Origin of the sequence: Cytobacillus oceanisediminis (assembly GCF_007830235.1) — a bacterium.
Taxonomy (GTDB): Bacteria; Bacillota; Bacilli; order Bacillales; family Cytobacillaceae; genus Cytobacillus; species Cytobacillus oceanisediminis.
The window spans coordinates 139,658-155,595 of sequence record NZ_VLKI01000009.1; the positions used below are offsets into that span (position 1 = coordinate 139,658).

The following is a 15,938-nucleotide window of genomic DNA, read 5'->3' on the forward strand; positions in this document are numbered from 1 at the left end:
CCGGTTTTTCTATTTTTGTATAAGGTTAGGCAAGTAAAGTGAAACACATGCAAAAGAAATTCGCTTTCCTACTTGAATACAAAAATTTCTTTCAATATAATAAATTTAGAAAATTTTTTAAATATAAGTGAATGACCATTCATTCATTAGAGGGGGATTGAAGATGAATTTAACTCAGCAGCTGCATGAAACTGCGAAGAAAATGGGAAATAAACCAGCCTATTATTTCATGGACCAGTCCAGTACATATGCCGAGCTTGATGGTGCAGTAACGAAATTTGCAGATGGACTTTCAAAATTGGGAGTGAAGAAAGGAGACCATGTTGCCTTGGTGTTGGGAAACTCGCCGCATTTTGTCATCGGACTGCATGGCGCACTACGCCTTGGGGCGACTGTCATTCCGATTAACCCGATTTATACACCGGATGAGATTGGCTATATTGTCAATAATGCCGATGTCAAAGCAGTGGTAACACTTGATTTATTAGTGCCATTGGTTGAAAAAATGCATAAAGCACTTCCAAAGGTAGAGCATTTCATCATTTGCGAAACTCCTCAGGGACAAGCTTCAGAATTGGATTCGGCCTCTTTATCGGTTTATCCAAAAATGAAATCGTTTACACAGCTTGTGGCTTCTGGCGATTTAGGATTTCAGGGTCCAGAGCTGGAGGAGGATCAAACAGCGGTTATCCTTTATACTTCCGGTACGACAGGTAAGCCAAAAGGTGCCATGCTGACCCATAAAAACCTCTACAGCAATGCGAAGGATGTCAGCGATTACCTGCATATGAGCGAGGATGATAGGGTTATTACAACTTTACCAATGTTTCATGTTTTTTGTTTAACGGTTGCCTTAAATGCACCGCTGATGAATGGGGCTACTATTCTCATAGACCCTAAATTCAGCCCGAAGGAAATCTTTAGGATCGCAAAAAAATTTGAACCTACCGTTTTTGCGGGTGTGCCGACCATGTATAATTTCCTCCTTCAATATCAAGATGGAAATCCAGAGGACTTGCAGTCATTGCGCCTTTGTATTTCAGGAGGGGCTGCCATGCCGGTTGCGCTTCTGCAGGTTTTTGAAAAGAAATTCAATGTTATGGTTTCTGAAGGCTACGGTCTTTCCGAAGCTTCGCCGGTTACTTGTTTCAATCCGCTCGACAAGCCGCGGAAAGCAGGATCTATTGGACAATCAATCCTAAATGTTGAAAATAAAGTAGTAAATGAGCTTGGGGAAGAAGTTCCTGTAGGAGAAGTAGGGGAACTGATTGTCCGCGGTCCAAACGTGATGATGGGGTACTACAAGCAGCCTGAGGAAACAGCTGCAACAATCCATGATGGCTGGCTTTATACAGGAGATTTAGCGAGAATGGATGAAGAAGGCTACTTTTACATCGTTGACCGCAAAAAAGATCTTATATTGGTTGGAGGATACAATGTTTATCCAAGAGAGGTAGAAGAGGTTCTTTATAATCATGAGGACGTTGTTGAGGTCGCTGTATTGGGCGTGCCGGATCCGAACCTTGGCGAAGCAGTCAGAAGCTATGTTGTTTCGAAAAATCCGAAGCTTACAGAAGATCAGCTTTTAATATATTGTGCTGAGCATTTAGCTAAATACAAAGTGCCTTCCTCAATTGAGTTCCTGGATGAGCTTCCGAAAAATACAACCGGAAAAATATTGCGAAGAGCATTGAAGAATCAAGTAATTCAGACAAAATAAAAGCAGCGGCGGACATCACCAGGTGTCTGCCCCTTTTTCTTTCTTTTTAACATTTGAAAGGGTTTTCATAAAGTTTATCGAATTGAAACATGTAGCAAAGTAAATGAAGGAGAGATGTACATATGAGTTCTATCGCAGTTGAATTAAAAGAACATATTGCGGTCGTCACAATTAACCGCCCGGATGCGCTGAATGCGTTTAATTATGAAACTTTATCAGAACTCCAGGAGTCAGTTGAAAAATTGCGCACCAATCCTGGCGTGCGGGTGGTTATTTTTACAGGAGCCGGAGAAAAATCGTTTAGTGTTGGAGCGGATTTAAAAGAGCGCCGAACTTTATCGGATGAAGAAGTCCGCAGAAATATCTATAAGATTGGAGAAGTGTTCTCTTTAATCGACCAGCTTCCGCAGCCGACGATCGCAGCTATAAATGGATTTGCCTTCGGGGGTGGAATGGAACTTGCCCTATCATGCGACTTCCGCATTGCGGTTTCCGGTACTTCCATGGGGCTTACAGAAACAAGTCTTGCAATTATCCCAGGAGCAGGAGGTACCCAAAGGCTGCCGAGATTAATCGGACAGGCAAAAGCTCTTGAATTAATCTTAATGGCTAAAAGGCTTACTTCCGAGGAAGCGTTCGAGTATGGAATCCTTACAAAAGTAACGGATCGAGATAATCTGTTAAATGAATGCTTCGAATTTGCTGGTGGAATGCTTACAAACGGACCGCTGGCACTGCAGCAGGCAAAGTTTGCGGTTAAACAGGGAATGGGCGTAGATCTGCAAACCGGCTTGCAAATTGAAAGAAAAGCCTACGAAGTCATTATCCCGACGGAAGATAGAGTAGAGGCCCTCGCTGCATTTGCTGAAAAAAGAAAACCGGATTTTAAAGGGAAATAGGAAAATAGGTTACTAATAGAAAAACACGGCAAAATTTGCCGTGTTTTTTCTATTAAATTATCAAATTTTTAGAAAATAATAAAAAAGGTCTTGAATATGGAGAGTGTTAACTATATAATTTAGTGAATAAAAGCATAAAAGCATAAAAGTGTTGAAGTGGAAGAGAGATAGAGAATAAGAGGGGGATCATCTAAAATGCTGGAAAAATTAAAATCATTCAAAGCAATAGCTGCAGCAGGTGTAATGGGAGCGGTGCTTCTAAGCGGGTGCGGCAGTGAAAGCACTAATGGAGACAGCGGTTCTTCAGATAACGAAAAAGAAGATTCATTTAAGGTAGGGGTGACACAGATTGTTGAACACCCTTCATTGGATGCCGCACTTGAGGGCTTTAAGGAAGCATTGGAAGAAGAAGGCCTCGAAGTAAGCTATGACGTACAGATCGCCCAAGGCGACCAAAATAATAACCAGTCCATTGCGAATAATTTCGCGGGAGACGGAGTGGATTTGATTTTTGCCAACTCCACGCCAAGTGCATTGAGTGCTCTTAATGCAACAAAGGATATTCCGATTGTGTTCACTTCAGTAACCGATCCAGTAGGGGCCCAATTGGTCAAATCTATGGAAACCCCGGACGGAAATATAACAGGTACAACTGATACTCATCCTGATGCAATTCCAAATATGGTTAAATTTATTGATGAACAGTTTGATGCCGGTACAGTAGGCGTTATCTATAATTCTGGCGAACAAAACTCAGAGGTGCAGATTGAAAAGGTGAAAGAAGCTCTGTCAAGTACTGATATGAAGCTTGCCGAAGCAACTGTATCCAATTCATCAGAAGTAAAACAGGCTGCCGAGTCACTTGTTGGCAAAGCGGATGTTATCTACATCATTACCGATAATACAGTCGTCTCTGCTTTGGAATCGGTTATTCAGGTTTCAAACGACAATGACATACCTTTATTCGTAGGGGAGCTTGACTCTGTAAAACGCGGAGGATTTGCCGCTTACGGATTTGACTATAAGGATATCGGATATGAAGCAGGAGCAATGGCTGCGCAAATATTAAAAGAAGGTAAAAAGCCATCTGAACTTCCTGTTCAATATCCGCAGAATTTAAAGCTGGTTATCAATAAAAAAGCAGCTGAAGAGATGGGCATTGAACTGAAGGACGAATGGAACGGCCTTGCTGAGTTTGTTGAGTAAATAATATAAGGTCTTGGAAACAACCTTTAAAATAAGGCTCTGTTAAAGCTTATTGTTGTTTTTTAGGACCCTGTTGATTGGAGCGGAAGGCACTAATCCCGCGAAAATGCATTCGCATTTCCTTCGTGCGGTGTTATTTCAGGGATGCTTATTCAAAGTCCTGCGGGAGTGCGGATCAAAGGGAGACCCCACAGGAGCAAAGCGACGAGGAGCGTCGGACCGCCCGCGGAAAGGGAGTGCCTCGTGCTGAAATCAACAGGCAAATTTAACAGAGCCTAAAATAAAAAAGTCAGAAAGGAAGATTACTATGCCAACAGCCATCTTTGGTTCCATCGAGGCGGGAGCGATTTATGCCTTGATGGCGCTGGGCGTTTACTTATCATTCAGAATACTGGATTTTCCTGACCTGACGGTTGATGGAAGCTTTGTCACGGGTGCATCTGTAGCCGCTGTCATGATTGTAGGAGGATATAATCCGTTTTTTGCTACAATTGCAGCCATGCTTGCGGGATTTGCAGCAGGCTGCCTTACCGGGCTGCTTCATACAAAAGGAAAAATCAATGCGCTCTTATCAGGAATTTTAATGATGATCGCATTGTACTCTATTAATCTCCGGATAATGGGCAAGTCTAATGTGCCTCTTTTGTCAGAGGAGACTGCTATGACGAAGCTTACAGAATTCTGGCAGGGACTTGGGATTGATCATGCTATTCAGAGCCTTACGGCTGCGCTGGGAATGAGCTTTGTACCGAAAACCTGGGGGATTCTTATCTTAATGCTTATTCTAGCACTTGCTGTGAAAGTACTGATTGACCTCTTCTTGAAGACCGATGTCGGTTTGGCGATTCGCGCGACAGGTGATAATGAAACGATGATCCGCAGCTTTTCGGCTGACACAGACATTCTGAAGATTTTTGGATTGGGCATTTCAAATGCGCTGGTTGCCTTTTCGGGAGCATTAGTGGCGCAGTATAACGGGTTCAGTGACGTCGGCATGGGAATTGGCATGATCATTATCGGCCTTGCATCCGTTATTATCGGTGAAGCCATTTTTGGTGCAAAAACAATTGTTAGGGCTACGTTGGCGGTAATCGGCGGAGCTATTTTATACCGGATTATTGTAACGCTGGCTTTAAGGGTTGAGTTCCTGGAAACAGGAGATATGAAGCTGATTACAGCGGTAATCGTGATTAGTGCACTTATCCTTCCAAAGCTGATTCAGCAGCAAAAAGAAAAGCAAAGAAAGCGTCGGAGACTATTGGAAGCGAAAAAAAATCAGGCATCTAATGCTTACGGGAAAAGTGGTGAACAGCTTGCTGCAATTAAATCAGATTCATAAAGTGTTTAATGAGGGAACACCTGACGAAAAAATCGCTTTGCACCGTATTCACCTGCAATTAAAGCCAGGCGACTTTATGACGGTTATCGGCAGCAATGGCGCGGGAAAATCAACTCTTATGAACATGATATCAGGAAAATTGATTCCTGATATGGGGGATGTTCTGATTGATGGCTCCGATGTTACCCTTGTAAAGGAGCATAAAAGATCCAAGCTAATTGGGCGGGTTTTTCAGGATCCTATGGCAGGTACGGCTCCATCCATGACGATAGAGGAAAATTTGGCCATTGCATACTCCAGGACAATGACACGCGGCTTGCGTAAAGGCGTTTCCAAGAAAAGACGTGATTTTTTCAGGGAGAAGCTTGAAATGCTGCACCTGGGACTAGAGAACAGGCTTTCAGCCAAAGTCGGACTTCTTTCTGGAGGAGAGCGGCAGGCATTATCATTGTTGATGGCTACCTTTACCGAACCCAAAATCCTGCTTTTGGATGAGCATACAGCTGCACTGGATCCAGCACGTGCAGAACTGATTACCAACCTCACAAAAGAAATTGTTGAAACGTACAAACTTACAACCTTAATGGTTACCCATAATATGCAGCAGGCGCTTGATCTCGGCAACAGGCTGATCATGATGGACAAAGGCCAGATTATCTTTGAAACAAATGAACAACAGAAACAAAATCTGACTGTGGAAAAACTTTTGGAGGAATTCCAGAAAATCCGCGGCGAAAAAATGAGCAGCGACAAAGCTGTGCTTATCTGATTGGCGGACCGGACAAGGCGTTATGCTTTGTTCGGTTTGTTTTTCGTTATGGGGTCATCTGAAGTCAGCTTCTGCTTCAAATCCTTTATGAAGGACATTTCAATAACTCTTAGACTGTTTTGGGGTCTTCAAACCATTAATGAAGGACATTTCAATAACTCTTAGACTGTTTTGGGGTCTTCAAACCATTAATGAAGGACATTTCAATAACTCTTAGACTGTTTTGGGGTCTTCAAACCATTAATGAAGTACATTTCAATAACTCTTAGATTGTTTTGGGGTCTTCAAACTATTAATGAAGGACATTTCAATAACTCTTAGACTGTTTTGGGGTCTTCAAACCATAAATGAAGGACATTTCAGTAACTCTTAGATTGATTTTTGTCCTTCAAACCCTTTATGAAGGACATTTCTATAACTCTTAAACTGATTTTTGTCCATCAAGCCCTATATGAAGGACATTTCCAAACAAAAAGCATATCGCCCGCAGACGATATGCCCATCAATTTTATTTTTCACGGATAATACATAACAGCTTGATACCGGATCAATTCCTTGCCAATATTTTTATATGTGTGGGCTTTGTTCGCCAGGAATTTAACAGAGTTGCCTGTACGGACGGTAATCAGCTGGTCGCCGATTTCCAATTCAAGTGTGCCTGACATGACGGTAATATATTCTTCAACCCCTTCATTATGCTTATCAGATGTATGCTGGCAGCCTGGTTCAATTTCTACAGTAAAGATTTCAAATTTCTTGCGAGGGTCAAACGGAAATACGGGATATACCCTGTAATTACCCATGCTTTCCATAATCGGGGTAATCGTTTGTAAATCAATAAAATGTACATCAGAGGACTCCTCATTTATAAGTGAGGAAAATGAGACTTGGAGACCGCTGGCGATTTTCCAAAGGGTAGTGACAGTTGGATTGGATTCTCCCCGTTCAATTTGCCCTAGCATTGCTTTACTGACACCAGTCAATTCTGCAGTGGCATCAAGGCTGTATCCTCTTGTTTTTCGAATAATCCTCAGGTTTTCCCCAATACTTTTTTGAATATTCTCCATTATATCCTCCAAAATCATTGTGTAATATAACGCACGTATGTATAATATATTATATTGAATTATTGATACTTTATATTATGTCTATTATAGTATATTTTCAGAACCTATTATTATTTTTTTTTGGGTGGTGAACGAAATGGCAGAAATTGCAGTCAACAAGCCTGCTACTGAATACAGGAAAGGCTTCCAGTCAGGGATCAGCATCGCGATTGGATATGCACCAATTGCTTTGACATTCGGGCTGCTGGCAAAAACAACCGGGCTTTCAATTGGTGAAACAGCATTAATGAGCTTGCTCGTGTTTGCCGGTGCAGCGCAATATATATCGCTGAGCCTCCTTTCATTGGGAACGGGAATTTTTGAAATTATCTTGACGACCTTTATAGTGAATATCCGGCATTTTTTGATGTCCACTTCCCTTAACGAAAAATGGGAGGACGACCAGATCGCGAATAAAGCTATACTATCTTTTGGAATTACGGACGAAACCTTTTCAGTTGCTGCAGTCCGCGATGAAAAGGTAACAAGCGGGTATATGCTTGGACTCATCTCTATTTCTTACTCCAGCTGGGTGGTCTGCTCTGGGCTTGGGCACCTGATTGGGGCGAGTCTTCCGCAAACCTTGCAGGAAAGTATGTCTGTTGCGCTATATGCCATGTTTGTCGGCCTCCTTGTTCCTTCGATGAAAAAAAGTGCTAAGGTAGTATTCCTTGCTGCACTGGCCGCATGCTTTAATATTATTTTTACTTTGACCAATGCTTTATCAACAGGCTGGGCAATCGTATTGGCAACACTTTTATCTGCAGTAATTATTGAATTGATTGAAAATGTGAAAAACAAGCAAAGGGGGCAGGAGCATGAGTAGCCAAATGGTGTGGATGATAGCTGGCATGGCATTGGTTACCTATATCCCGAGACTCTTGCCTTTCGTGCTATTCAAAGGCAAAGAACTGCCGGGCATTGTTCAGGGCGTCTTAAAAAATGTTCCCTATGCCACATTAGGGGCACTTATTTTTCCTGGAATCTTGTTTATAAATGAGGATATTTGGTTCGGGCTGCTAGGCGCTGGTGCCGCTTTTATTGCCGCCTTTTTAGGAGCAAATGTCATTGTAGTCGTTTTAGGATCTATTGCTGTTTTATCTGTATATTCGTTCCTGATTTAGATATGATAATGATAGATTGTGCATGAAACCGGTTCAGCATAGAGCCGGTTTTTTCATTAGAAAATTTATTTTGCGGAAATGATTTTAAATGAGCTATGAACATAAGCTTAAAGCTGCAAAAATATCGTTAGGCCGGTAAATCCCGCGCTTTGGCCGTTATTTTATTAAAATTGGCCGGTATTTGGATCAAATTGGCCAGTAAATTCTAATGATCAGCCGGTAAATGTCATTTTCACCTGCTGATCCGGGGCCGGAAAACCGCAAAATTTACATTTGGCCGATAAACATTGCTCTTTGGCCGTTAAATCATTAGAATTGGCCGATAACTATCGAGAATTGGCCGATAAATCATGGCAGCGGCCTGGCTGAAATATTTGGAACCAGTGACAGGGAACACCGGTCCTAATCATTGGATGAATGTCCAACTAAAATAGTTCTAATTACAGATTTTTATACTAAACTAATTATAGAAAGGTTGTACCAAAAGGGGGGAATCGGATGGCAAGAAAACTAGGATTTTACGGCGCGTTAGCCTTTTGCTTATACGGCTTATTTTTTTATTGGTATTTATTTTACTTTGCGGATAACAGTCTGCCGTTTGAATACGAAGGCTCACGGGCAGATCCGGCAACATTCCTGAACGGCAGGGAACTGATGCTGAGTGAGGAATATTCAAAAATAAGAAATTTATTGTTTTTCATCTCTACACCCTTTGAATGGATTTTCTATTTATTCATTCTTCTATTCGGCTTGTCAAAGGCTTTTAAAAAATGGGCGGAGCAATCAACACCATATAAGTTTCTGCAAACGGCGATTTATCTTATTTGGCTTTCATTTTTTGCGTTTATTGCTACGATGCCATTAAGCTACATCAGTTTTTCATTATCGAAAACGTATAATATCTCGACTCAAAGCTTTAGCGGGTGGATGAAGGATGAACTCATTGATTTTTGGGTTAATTATGGAACGATGGTCCTGATTGTGTCTGTTTTATACTGGCTGATTAATAAGAGCAAGAAAAGATGGTGGCTTTATGCATGGCTTTTATCCATTCCTTTCACATTATTTATGATGTTCTTGCAGCCTGTTGTCATTGACCCTCTTTATAATGATTTTTATCCTTTAAAAAATAAAGAACTCGAAACCAAAATACTTGAATTGGCGAATCAGGCCAATATTCCGGCTGAACATGTTTTTGAGGTCGATATGGCTGAAAAAACAAATGCGCTGAACGCCTATGTAACAGGGATCGGCTCTAATTCCAGGATTGTTCTATGGGACACAACCCTGAACAAATTAAATGAAAACCAAATTCTGTTTATTATGGCGCATGAAATGGCCCATTATGTTGAAAAGCATATCTATATCGGAATCGGTGGCTATTTGCTTCTGTCCCTGCTAGGTCTTTACCTAACCGCCAAATTAATGGAGAAGGCAATTGATAAATGGGGAAGGGCGCTTAAAATTCCTGCTGTGAATGATATTAGATCCTTGCCATTATTCCTGATGATTCTTTCAATGCTTTTGTTCATTTCAAGCCCGCTGACAAATTTGGTTTCGCGATACCAGGAAACAAGGGCTGATCGTTATGCTATTGAAATGACCGAGGACTCGGATGCGGCAATCGAAACATTTCAGGAGCTGACACGTGCAGGCTTAAGCCAGGTGAACCCGCCGCTTCTTGTGAAAATATTCCGATATGGCCATCCAACTATGCTGGAACGGATCTCCATGCTCGAGGAATTTGATATTAAACAGAGGCAGAAGGAAAGAGAGCAGGCTCAATAAGGGATGCACGGACTGATGTTACTCTCAAAACACGCTTCTTATTAACTAACAAAGCAGGCCCAATAGGCCTGCTTTTTATATTTTCACTCTTTTTTAAATATGCTTCCTTCCGTAAAACCTGGTCTTTCATTATTAAAATAAATCCCTGCATGGTCATGAATCCCATAACCAATCGAAGCACCAGTCTTTTTCATAGCAGCAATTAAGTTTTCCTTTTCATTCCATTTTGCAAAATGAACACTGATAGCACAATTACTGATTAATCCGAGCCCATTAAGAAAAAGATGCTGCTTTTTCGGTGTGTCAACGGGAGGGATTATGCAATGCTCCGGGCAAATTAAAGCCCCTGCCGAAAAGCCTGCTACGGGAATACCTTCCCAATACATCTTCCTGATGCATTCCCCAAGTGCTGTTTCCGCTGTCTGTTTCGCCGCCGCCAATAATGATTCCGGAGCAGGAGAGCAGTTCTTCAAAAAGTGAAGCTGACGGAGAAGAGGACAGCGGAAGATAGGTGAAATCTTTAACTCCGTATTGCCTTAAAGGCCTAGTATACTTGTCCATATAGTTTGTCCAGCCTTGCCTTTCCAAAAAGAGTACTGCTACTTTACTTGTAGATGCAGAAGAGAGCCCTGCAAATTTTCCTCCTAAAATTTCTCCGAAAGGCGGGCTGCCGCCCATTAAAAATAAATGTCTGTCACTCAAAAGGCATTCTCCTAACTGTAAAAATAAAATCCCCCGCTTTGTAGGCGGGGGTCAGCTTCAATTCCTAAGTACCGAAACGTTTGGAAAGTTCCCTGTACTGGTTTGATAAAAGGATAAATGCCTGCTTGTTTCCTTCGTCAATGGCTGCGTCCACTTTTTTCATTAATTTTTCTTTTTCTGTGTTTAGCAGGATCTCAGAAATCAGCATGTCAATGTAAAGGTCAAGAACAAAGGATTCTTTCTGCTGCTTGCGCTTCATGGCGCTTGCTTTCATTAATTCGGTGTATGATTTTTCCTTCATGGAAATCACCCCTGATGCTTTTTAATATTATATGGAATTCCATCTGAATAATCAACTAAGTTTTTTAAATTTTTAGAAAATATTTTGTGGATGTCGAAAATGTGAACAATTTAGCAACTATTATCGAAAATTAGTAATTTTTAGATAAATTGGTGCTATTATGAAAAAGCGGCGGTATACAAGAAAAGGAGATGAAAAAATGAGAAGCCCAAATACTCAACTAATCGAAGAATATGAAATCAATCCAAATACGATGATTATCAAGCCTCTCCCTTATGGTCTGAAGGTTTATTCACAAATTTGGGAGCTTGATGAAGAATTGACTTCCCCCTTTAAACCCATCGATATTATTAAAAAAAGCTGCAGGTTTTTCGGTTCAAGCTATGAAGGCAGAAAAGAGGGTACACGCCAATTGACCGGGATAACCCACAAGGCTCCGATAACAATTGACCCCACAAACTTCATTTATTTTTTCCCAACAACCTCTCCGAGCAATGCTGAATGCATTTGGATCGCACAGGAGCATATTCTCTATTACAAACGGACGGATGACGGAAATACCCAGGCGGTTTTCAAAAATAAGCAAAGTTTTATTCTTCCCGTGTCTTATAATACTTTTAATAACCAGCTGCTGAGGACAGCATTGCTAAAAACAACTCTAATAAGCAGGATAGAAGAATCAGAGAGAAAGGCACTATACTTTTTAAATGGTTCCAGAAGTTTGAATGCTTCGGAGAGAGCCGGAGCTTATGGTGGAAGAAGGGATTAGGGTTAGAAGGATAAGCGAGAAGCATGCATGTTTTCATGCTTCTGTTTTTCCGTGTATATTACAATATTAAAAGCATGCTCTTCCCATTACAAATTTAGCGAATTAATTTGCTTTTAGGTTTTTGCCTGTTCCGGCCACATGCCTTTTAAACAGATAATATACCATTAGCTCCTGAACTTTGTTGCGAATGCGGGGATTAAAGTAATTATGGTGCTCCTCGTAGCCTTTATAGAGAAACATGAACATGGTGAATGCGTCATCCCGTTTAATTTCATGGACCTTGAGCTGGTTTTTGTTCATATAGCGTTTGACTTCTGACAGTTCGTTTTGTATGACTTTCAGGGTTTCTTCAACTAAATCCAGGTAAGGCTGTTTTAGTTTGAATGGGCTTTTATTAATAACAATCAGGTCGCGGTTTAAAATGGTTAATACCATTGGCAAATAGATAGCCTGTTCCATTACGTTACGGTCTTCCTCAGGAATTCTCGTCATAATCTTTCTACTCCCTTAATCAAAAGTTGCCTGCTATTACACGAGCTTGCAAGTTTCATTCAAATAATCTTTTACGGAACAGATGTTCCTATTTAATTTTACAAAGGAAAGGTTCTTCTTGCAAGAGCCTTTATTTGTCGAATAAATTGAAAGTTGCTCTATCCTTCATCATTTCCATTTTGCAAAAAAAGTTTCACCTATTCACAGAATGAGAAGGGATTTTATTTCTGATGTCGAAATAAGTAGAGCAGCATAGTTAGGAAGGATGAAAGAAATGACCCAAAAGAGAACGATAAAACCCGAAGATCTTTATGAGTTAAAATCGGTTGCCGACCCGCAGCTATCCTCGAATGGCTCCGATTTGGCATATGTTGAAACAAGAATGCTTGAAGAGAAAAATACATATAGCTCGAATTTATTTTATATTAATACCAGCGAAAAGAATACACCCGTCCAGTGGACTTATGGCGATCACAAAAATCATTCACCGCGCTGGTCTGGAGATGGGAACGCCCTTGCATTTGTTTCCGATAGAAGCGGCAAACCGCAGATTTATATTATGAACATAACAGGCGGGGAAGCACGCCAGCTGACCCAATGTACAAATGGCGCTTCCAATCCGGTTTGGTCACCGGACGGAAAGAAGCTTGCTTTTAATGTTTCTTTAAAGCCTGATGAAGAAGCGGATGCAGCAGACAAACAGGAAAAGAAACATGAGAAGCCAGTACCGCTTGAAATTGATAAAATGAAACACAAATCGGATGCCCAGGGATTTTGGAGCGGCAGATACAGCCAAGTGGCAGTAGTGGATATAGAGACTGGGAAGATTGAGCAGCTAACCTCAGGTGAGCATGACTATCAGCTGCAAAGCTGGTCTCCGGATGGAAAATCGGTTGCTGTAACTGCTGATTTGAGCGAAGAAAAAGATTTTTCTTTCGTAAGCGATGTTTATCTCGTCAATCCGGATACAAAAGAAATAAAAAAGGTAACGAATGGAAATGGTTATTTTGGAAGCGCCACATGGTCACCAGATGGAAAATATCTAGGCATGTTCGGACATGAAAGAGAATATGAAAATGCCACACATACAAAAATCTGGGTTTATAATCTTGAAACTGAAAACATACAGTGCCTGACTGCAGAATCTGACATTTTAGCAGGGGATTATGCGATTGGAGATTTCCAGCAGGGTGTAGTGACACCAGGAATTCTTTGGGCGGAGGACAGCAGGAGTTTTTATTTCCTGGCAACAGACAATGGCAATACAGTTGTTTATTATGGTTCTTTGGACGGCGAATTGTATCCGGCGCTGCTGGACCAGCAGCATGTGTATGGTTTGACTACCGGTGGGAACATCAACCAGGCAGTCGTAGCCATCAGCAAGCCTGCATATCCGGGAGATTTATTCTTGCTGGACGTCCCAACAGGGGAAGTAGAACAGCTGACAAATGTGAATGAAGAGTTTTTAGGCAAAGTAGAGCTTGCAGATGCAGAGCCGATTCAGTTTAAATCTTCAGATGATTGGGATCTGCATGGATGGATTATGAAGCCAGTCCATCTGCAGGATGGTGATAAAGTACCGCTTGTTGTGGAAATTCACGGCGGGCCTCATGCGATGTATGCCAATTCCTATTTCCACGAATTCCAATGCCTTGCTGCAAAAGGGTATGCCGTATTATTTATTAACCCGAGAGGAAGCCATGGATACGGACAGCAGTTTGTTGACGCTGTAAGGGGAAATTACGGCGGCAAAGATTATGAAGATATTATGGATGCAGTCGATTACGCGCTGGAAAGCTATGGTTTTATCGACAATGACCGGCTTGGCGTAACAGGGGGAAGCTACGGCGGCTTTATGACCAACTGGATAATCGGCCATACAAACCGCTTCAAAGCAGCAGTCACACAGCGCTCCATCTCCAACTGGATCAGCTTTTACGGAGTCAGCGATATCGGCTATTATTTTACGGACTGGCAAATTAAAAGTGATTTGAATGATATTGATAAGCTATGGAAGCATTCCCCGCTTGCCTATGTGAATGAAATGGATACACCATTGCTCATTCTCCATAGTGAAAAGGATTACCGCTGTCCAATTGAACAGGCAGAGCAATTATTCATCGCCTTAAAGCATCGCAAGAAAACAGCTAAATTTGTCCGTTTCCCTGAATCGAACCATGAGCTTTCAAGGAGCGGTAAGCCTAACTTAAGAATTAGCCGCCTCAACTATATTGCAGGCTGGTTCGATCAATACCTATAAAAAATCTGCCGCAGGCCTTCGGGTTTGCGGTTTTTTAGTTTGTTTTGGGTAGCCTTTAGAACTAAAATGTATAGATATCAACGAAAAAATGGAAATATCAACGAATTTTTCAATATATCAATAAAAAACCTGAATATATCCAATGAAAATGCCGATATATCAACGAAATTAAATTTTACTGGCCAACTCCCCCTTCAGGTTTCAGCTAGCAAATCAAAATAAATTGCAAAGAAAGTAATTCTTCTGCAAAATATAAGGTATACAGGATATACCAGTATCAATATCGAAACTTTTTAATAAGAACATCAGTCAAATATATTTGAAGGTCTGTTTAACATATCTACAAAGCCCGGCCTGCCAAACCGGAGGGACTATCATTTCGCTTTAAAGAAAGGACTTATTTTTATGAGATCTGAAAGACATGAATATAAAAAGCAGAAAAAAAAGAGAAAATGGAAATCGGTTCTCTTAATTCTGTTTCTGTTGTTTGCCGGAACACTTGCTTATTCTTATTACCAATTCAAGCAGGGAGTTTCCCAATCAAAAGGTGAAGCAAATATAGAGACAGAAGAATTTGAATTTAATGGAGAAAAGGATCAGTACGGTGGAACTAATATATTGGTGCTAGGAAGTGACGCCAGGGGGGAAGAGAAGTCAAGGGCAGATACGATTATGGTTGCCCAATATCATCCTGATAAGGGCACATATAAACTTATTTCTTTTATGAGGGATATGTATGTAGACATCCCGGGCCACGGACAAAATAGGATAAATGCAGCACTTGCATATGGCGGGCCAGAGCTATTAAGGCAAACGCTGAAGGAAAACTTCGATTTAGATACGCAATATTATTCAATAGTTGATTTCGAGGGCTTTGTCCATTTGATTGATGAAGCTTTCCCAAGAGGGGTGGAAATTGACGTTGAAAAAAGAATGTCCGCCAATATTGGCGTTACTCTTGAACCGGGACTGCAGCGCCTGGATGGCGAGCATCTTCTCGGCTATGTAAGATTCAGGCATGATGCAGTGGGCGATTTTGGAAGGGTAGAGCGCCAGCAGAAAGTGATGAAAGAAGTGGCCAGCCAGTTTACAAGCCTCCAAACCATTACAAAGCTGCCGAAACTGATTGGGGTTGTAACACCTTTCGTAAATACCAATATGGATACAGGAGATATGCTTTATATGGGGAAAGACTTTATTTCTAAAGATAGCCGGAATGTGGAAACTCTGCGTGTTCCTGTTGATGGCACATTTGAAAATCAGAGAATCAATGGGGCTGCTGTACTGGCGATTAATCTGGAAGAAAACAAAGCAGCTATTCATGAATTTCTCTCAAAATAATATAAAGAGCCCGAGCTCGATATACTCTTTTTTTGCTGATTAGGTGTACAATATAAGGGTAAGTGATAAAAATAGAAGAAATTGCCCTTTTTATTAAAACGCGATTTGTGCGACGAATTATA

Annotated in this window: 16 protein-coding genes; 11 read left to right on the forward strand and 5 right to left on the reverse strand. The window is 41.2% G+C overall.

The annotated features are described in order from the left end of the window. Positions 1-163 precede the first annotated feature (163 nt). The 5 genes from IQ19_RS16055 (at position 164) to IQ19_RS16075 (ending at position 5,933) form a co-directional block, all read left to right on the forward strand. Positions 164-1,720 (forward strand): fatty acid--CoA ligase family protein, encoded by a 1,557-nt coding sequence (locus tag IQ19_RS16055; RefSeq protein ID WP_144543386.1) that lies wholly within the window; start codon positions 164-166, stop codon positions 1,718-1,720. A 122-nt stretch (positions 1,721-1,842) separates the two neighbouring features. Then, entirely contained in the window at positions 1,843-2,619 is a 777-nt protein-coding gene (locus IQ19_RS16060; protein WP_144543387.1) for an enoyl-CoA hydratase-related protein, read from the forward strand. A 195-nt stretch (positions 2,620-2,814) separates the two neighbouring features. After that, positions 2,815-3,825 (forward strand): ABC transporter substrate-binding protein, encoded by a 1,011-nt coding sequence (locus tag IQ19_RS16065; RefSeq protein WP_144543388.1) that lies wholly within the window; start codon positions 2,815-2,817, stop codon positions 3,823-3,825. A 307-nt stretch (positions 3,826-4,132) separates the two neighbouring features. Next, positions 4,133-5,164 (forward strand): ABC transporter permease, encoded by a 1,032-nt coding sequence (locus IQ19_RS16070; protein ID WP_144543389.1) that lies wholly within the window; start codon positions 4,133-4,135, stop codon positions 5,162-5,164. Beyond that, complete coding sequence (locus IQ19_RS16075; RefSeq protein ID WP_144543390.1) at positions 5,139-5,933, forward strand: ABC transporter ATP-binding protein; 795 nt, start codon at positions 5,139-5,141, stop codon at positions 5,931-5,933. Before IQ19_RS16070 ends, IQ19_RS16075 begins: the two co-directional genes overlap by 26 nt. A 515-nt stretch (positions 5,934-6,448) precedes the next feature. Here the strand turns inward: IQ19_RS16075 and IQ19_RS16080 are convergent. Then, positions 6,449-7,000 (reverse strand): helix-turn-helix domain-containing protein, encoded by a 552-nt coding sequence (locus tag IQ19_RS16080; protein WP_144543391.1) that lies wholly within the window; start codon positions 6,998-7,000, stop codon positions 6,449-6,451. A gap of 136 nt (positions 7,001-7,136) precedes the next feature. On the opposite strand from IQ19_RS16080, the gene IQ19_RS16085 reads away from it, so the two are divergent. The 3 genes from IQ19_RS16085 (at position 7,137) to IQ19_RS16095 (ending at position 9,951) form a co-directional block, all read left to right on the forward strand. Then, positions 7,137-7,865 carry an AzlC family ABC transporter permease gene (locus IQ19_RS16085; protein WP_144543392.1) on the forward strand — a complete coding sequence of 243 codons (729 nt, stop codon included), beginning with the start codon at positions 7,137-7,139 and terminating at the stop codon, positions 7,863-7,865. Continuing rightward, positions 7,858-8,163: an AzlD domain-containing protein gene (locus IQ19_RS16090; RefSeq protein WP_144543393.1), complete on the forward strand. Its 306-nt coding sequence runs from the start codon at positions 7,858-7,860 to the stop codon at positions 8,161-8,163. The genes IQ19_RS16085 and IQ19_RS16090 overlap by 8 nt, the downstream gene beginning before the upstream one ends. 498 nt (positions 8,164-8,661) lie before the next feature. Beyond that, positions 8,662-9,951: a M48 family metallopeptidase gene (locus IQ19_RS16095; RefSeq protein WP_144543394.1), complete on the forward strand. Its 1,290-nt coding sequence runs from the start codon at positions 8,662-8,664 to the stop codon at positions 9,949-9,951. Positions 9,952-10,034: 83 nt separating this feature from the next. Here the strand turns inward: IQ19_RS16095 and IQ19_RS28580 are convergent, their stop codons facing one another. The 3 genes from IQ19_RS28580 to IQ19_RS16105 all read right to left on the reverse strand — a co-directional run bounded on the left by IQ19_RS28580 (position 10,035) and on the right by IQ19_RS16105 (position 10,954). Beyond that, positions 10,035-10,337: a Type 1 glutamine amidotransferase-like domain-containing protein gene (locus IQ19_RS28580; RefSeq protein WP_242021026.1), complete on the reverse strand. Its 303-nt coding sequence runs from the start codon at positions 10,335-10,337 to the stop codon at positions 10,035-10,037. Further along, complete coding sequence (locus tag IQ19_RS28585) at positions 10,255-10,653, reverse strand: hypothetical protein (protein ID WP_242021027.1); 399 nt, start codon at positions 10,651-10,653, stop codon at positions 10,255-10,257. Before IQ19_RS28585 ends, IQ19_RS28580 begins: the two co-directional genes overlap by 83 nt. A 64-nt stretch (positions 10,654-10,717) precedes the next feature. Further along, positions 10,718-10,954: an IDEAL domain-containing protein gene (locus IQ19_RS16105; RefSeq protein WP_144543395.1), complete on the reverse strand. Its 237-nt coding sequence runs from the start codon at positions 10,952-10,954 to the stop codon at positions 10,718-10,720. A 199-nt stretch (positions 10,955-11,153) separates the two neighbouring features. Between IQ19_RS16105 and IQ19_RS16110 the strand changes: the two genes are divergently transcribed. Next, positions 11,154-11,723, forward strand: a complete 570-nt coding sequence (locus IQ19_RS16110) for a competence protein ComK (RefSeq protein WP_144543396.1) — start codon at positions 11,154-11,156, stop codon at positions 11,721-11,723. A gap of 102 nt (positions 11,724-11,825) precedes the next feature. On the opposite strand, the gene IQ19_RS16115 is transcribed toward IQ19_RS16110, so the two are convergent. Beyond that, positions 11,826-12,215, reverse strand: a complete 390-nt coding sequence (locus tag IQ19_RS16115) for a YhjD family protein (protein WP_144543397.1) — start codon at positions 12,213-12,215, stop codon at positions 11,826-11,828. Positions 12,216-12,489: 274 nt separating this feature from the next. Here IQ19_RS16115 and IQ19_RS16120 point away from each other — a divergent pair, with 274 nt between their 5' ends. After that, positions 12,490-14,475 (forward strand): alpha/beta hydrolase family protein, encoded by a 1,986-nt coding sequence (locus tag IQ19_RS16120; RefSeq protein WP_144543398.1) that lies wholly within the window; start codon positions 12,490-12,492, stop codon positions 14,473-14,475. Positions 14,476-14,880: 405 nt separating this feature from the next. Next, positions 14,881-15,816, forward strand: a complete 936-nt coding sequence (locus tag IQ19_RS16125; protein ID WP_144543399.1) for an LCP family protein — start codon at positions 14,881-14,883, stop codon at positions 15,814-15,816. Positions 15,817-15,938 lie beyond the last annotated feature (122 nt).

Bases quoted from the DNA above. Each gene is read 5' to 3' on its own strand.
- IQ19_RS16115 (WP_144543397.1), bottom strand. From the start codon at position 12,215: ATGACGAGAATTCCTGAGGAAGACCGTAACGTAATGGAACAGGCTATC.
- IQ19_RS16065 (WP_144543388.1), top strand. From the start codon at position 2,815: ATGCTGGAAAAATTAAAATCATTCAAAGCAATAGCTGCAGCAGGTGTA.
- IQ19_RS16080 (WP_144543391.1), bottom strand. From the start codon at position 7,000: ATGGAGAATATTCAAAAAAGTATTGGGGAAAACCTGAGGATTATTCGA.
- IQ19_RS16055 (WP_144543386.1), top strand. From the start codon at position 164: ATGAATTTAACTCAGCAGCTGCATGAAACTGCGAAGAAAATGGGAAAT.
- IQ19_RS16120 (WP_144543398.1), top strand. From the start codon at position 12,490: ATGACCCAAAAGAGAACGATAAAACCCGAAGATCTTTATGAGTTAAAA.
- IQ19_RS16110 (WP_144543396.1), top strand. From the start codon at position 11,154: ATGAGAAGCCCAAATACTCAACTAATCGAAGAATATGAAATCAATCCA.
- IQ19_RS16090 (WP_144543393.1), top strand. From the start codon at position 7,858: ATGAGTAGCCAAATGGTGTGGATGATAGCTGGCATGGCATTGGTTACC.
- IQ19_RS16085 (WP_144543392.1), top strand. From the start codon at position 7,137: ATGGCAGAAATTGCAGTCAACAAGCCTGCTACTGAATACAGGAAAGGC.
- IQ19_RS16070 (WP_144543389.1), top strand. From the start codon at position 4,133: ATGCCAACAGCCATCTTTGGTTCCATCGAGGCGGGAGCGATTTATGCC.
- IQ19_RS16125 (WP_144543399.1), top strand. From the start codon at position 14,881: ATGAGATCTGAAAGACATGAATATAAAAAGCAGAAAAAAAAGAGAAAA.
- IQ19_RS16095 (WP_144543394.1), top strand. From the start codon at position 8,662: ATGGCAAGAAAACTAGGATTTTACGGCGCGTTAGCCTTTTGCTTATAC.
- IQ19_RS16105 (WP_144543395.1), bottom strand. From the start codon at position 10,954: ATGAAGGAAAAATCATACACCGAATTAATGAAAGCAAGCGCCATGAAG.
- IQ19_RS28580 (WP_242021026.1), bottom strand. From the start codon at position 10,337: ATGTATTGGGAAGGTATTCCCGTAGCAGGCTTTTCGGCAGGGGCTTTA.
- IQ19_RS16060 (WP_144543387.1), top strand. From the start codon at position 1,843: ATGAGTTCTATCGCAGTTGAATTAAAAGAACATATTGCGGTCGTCACA.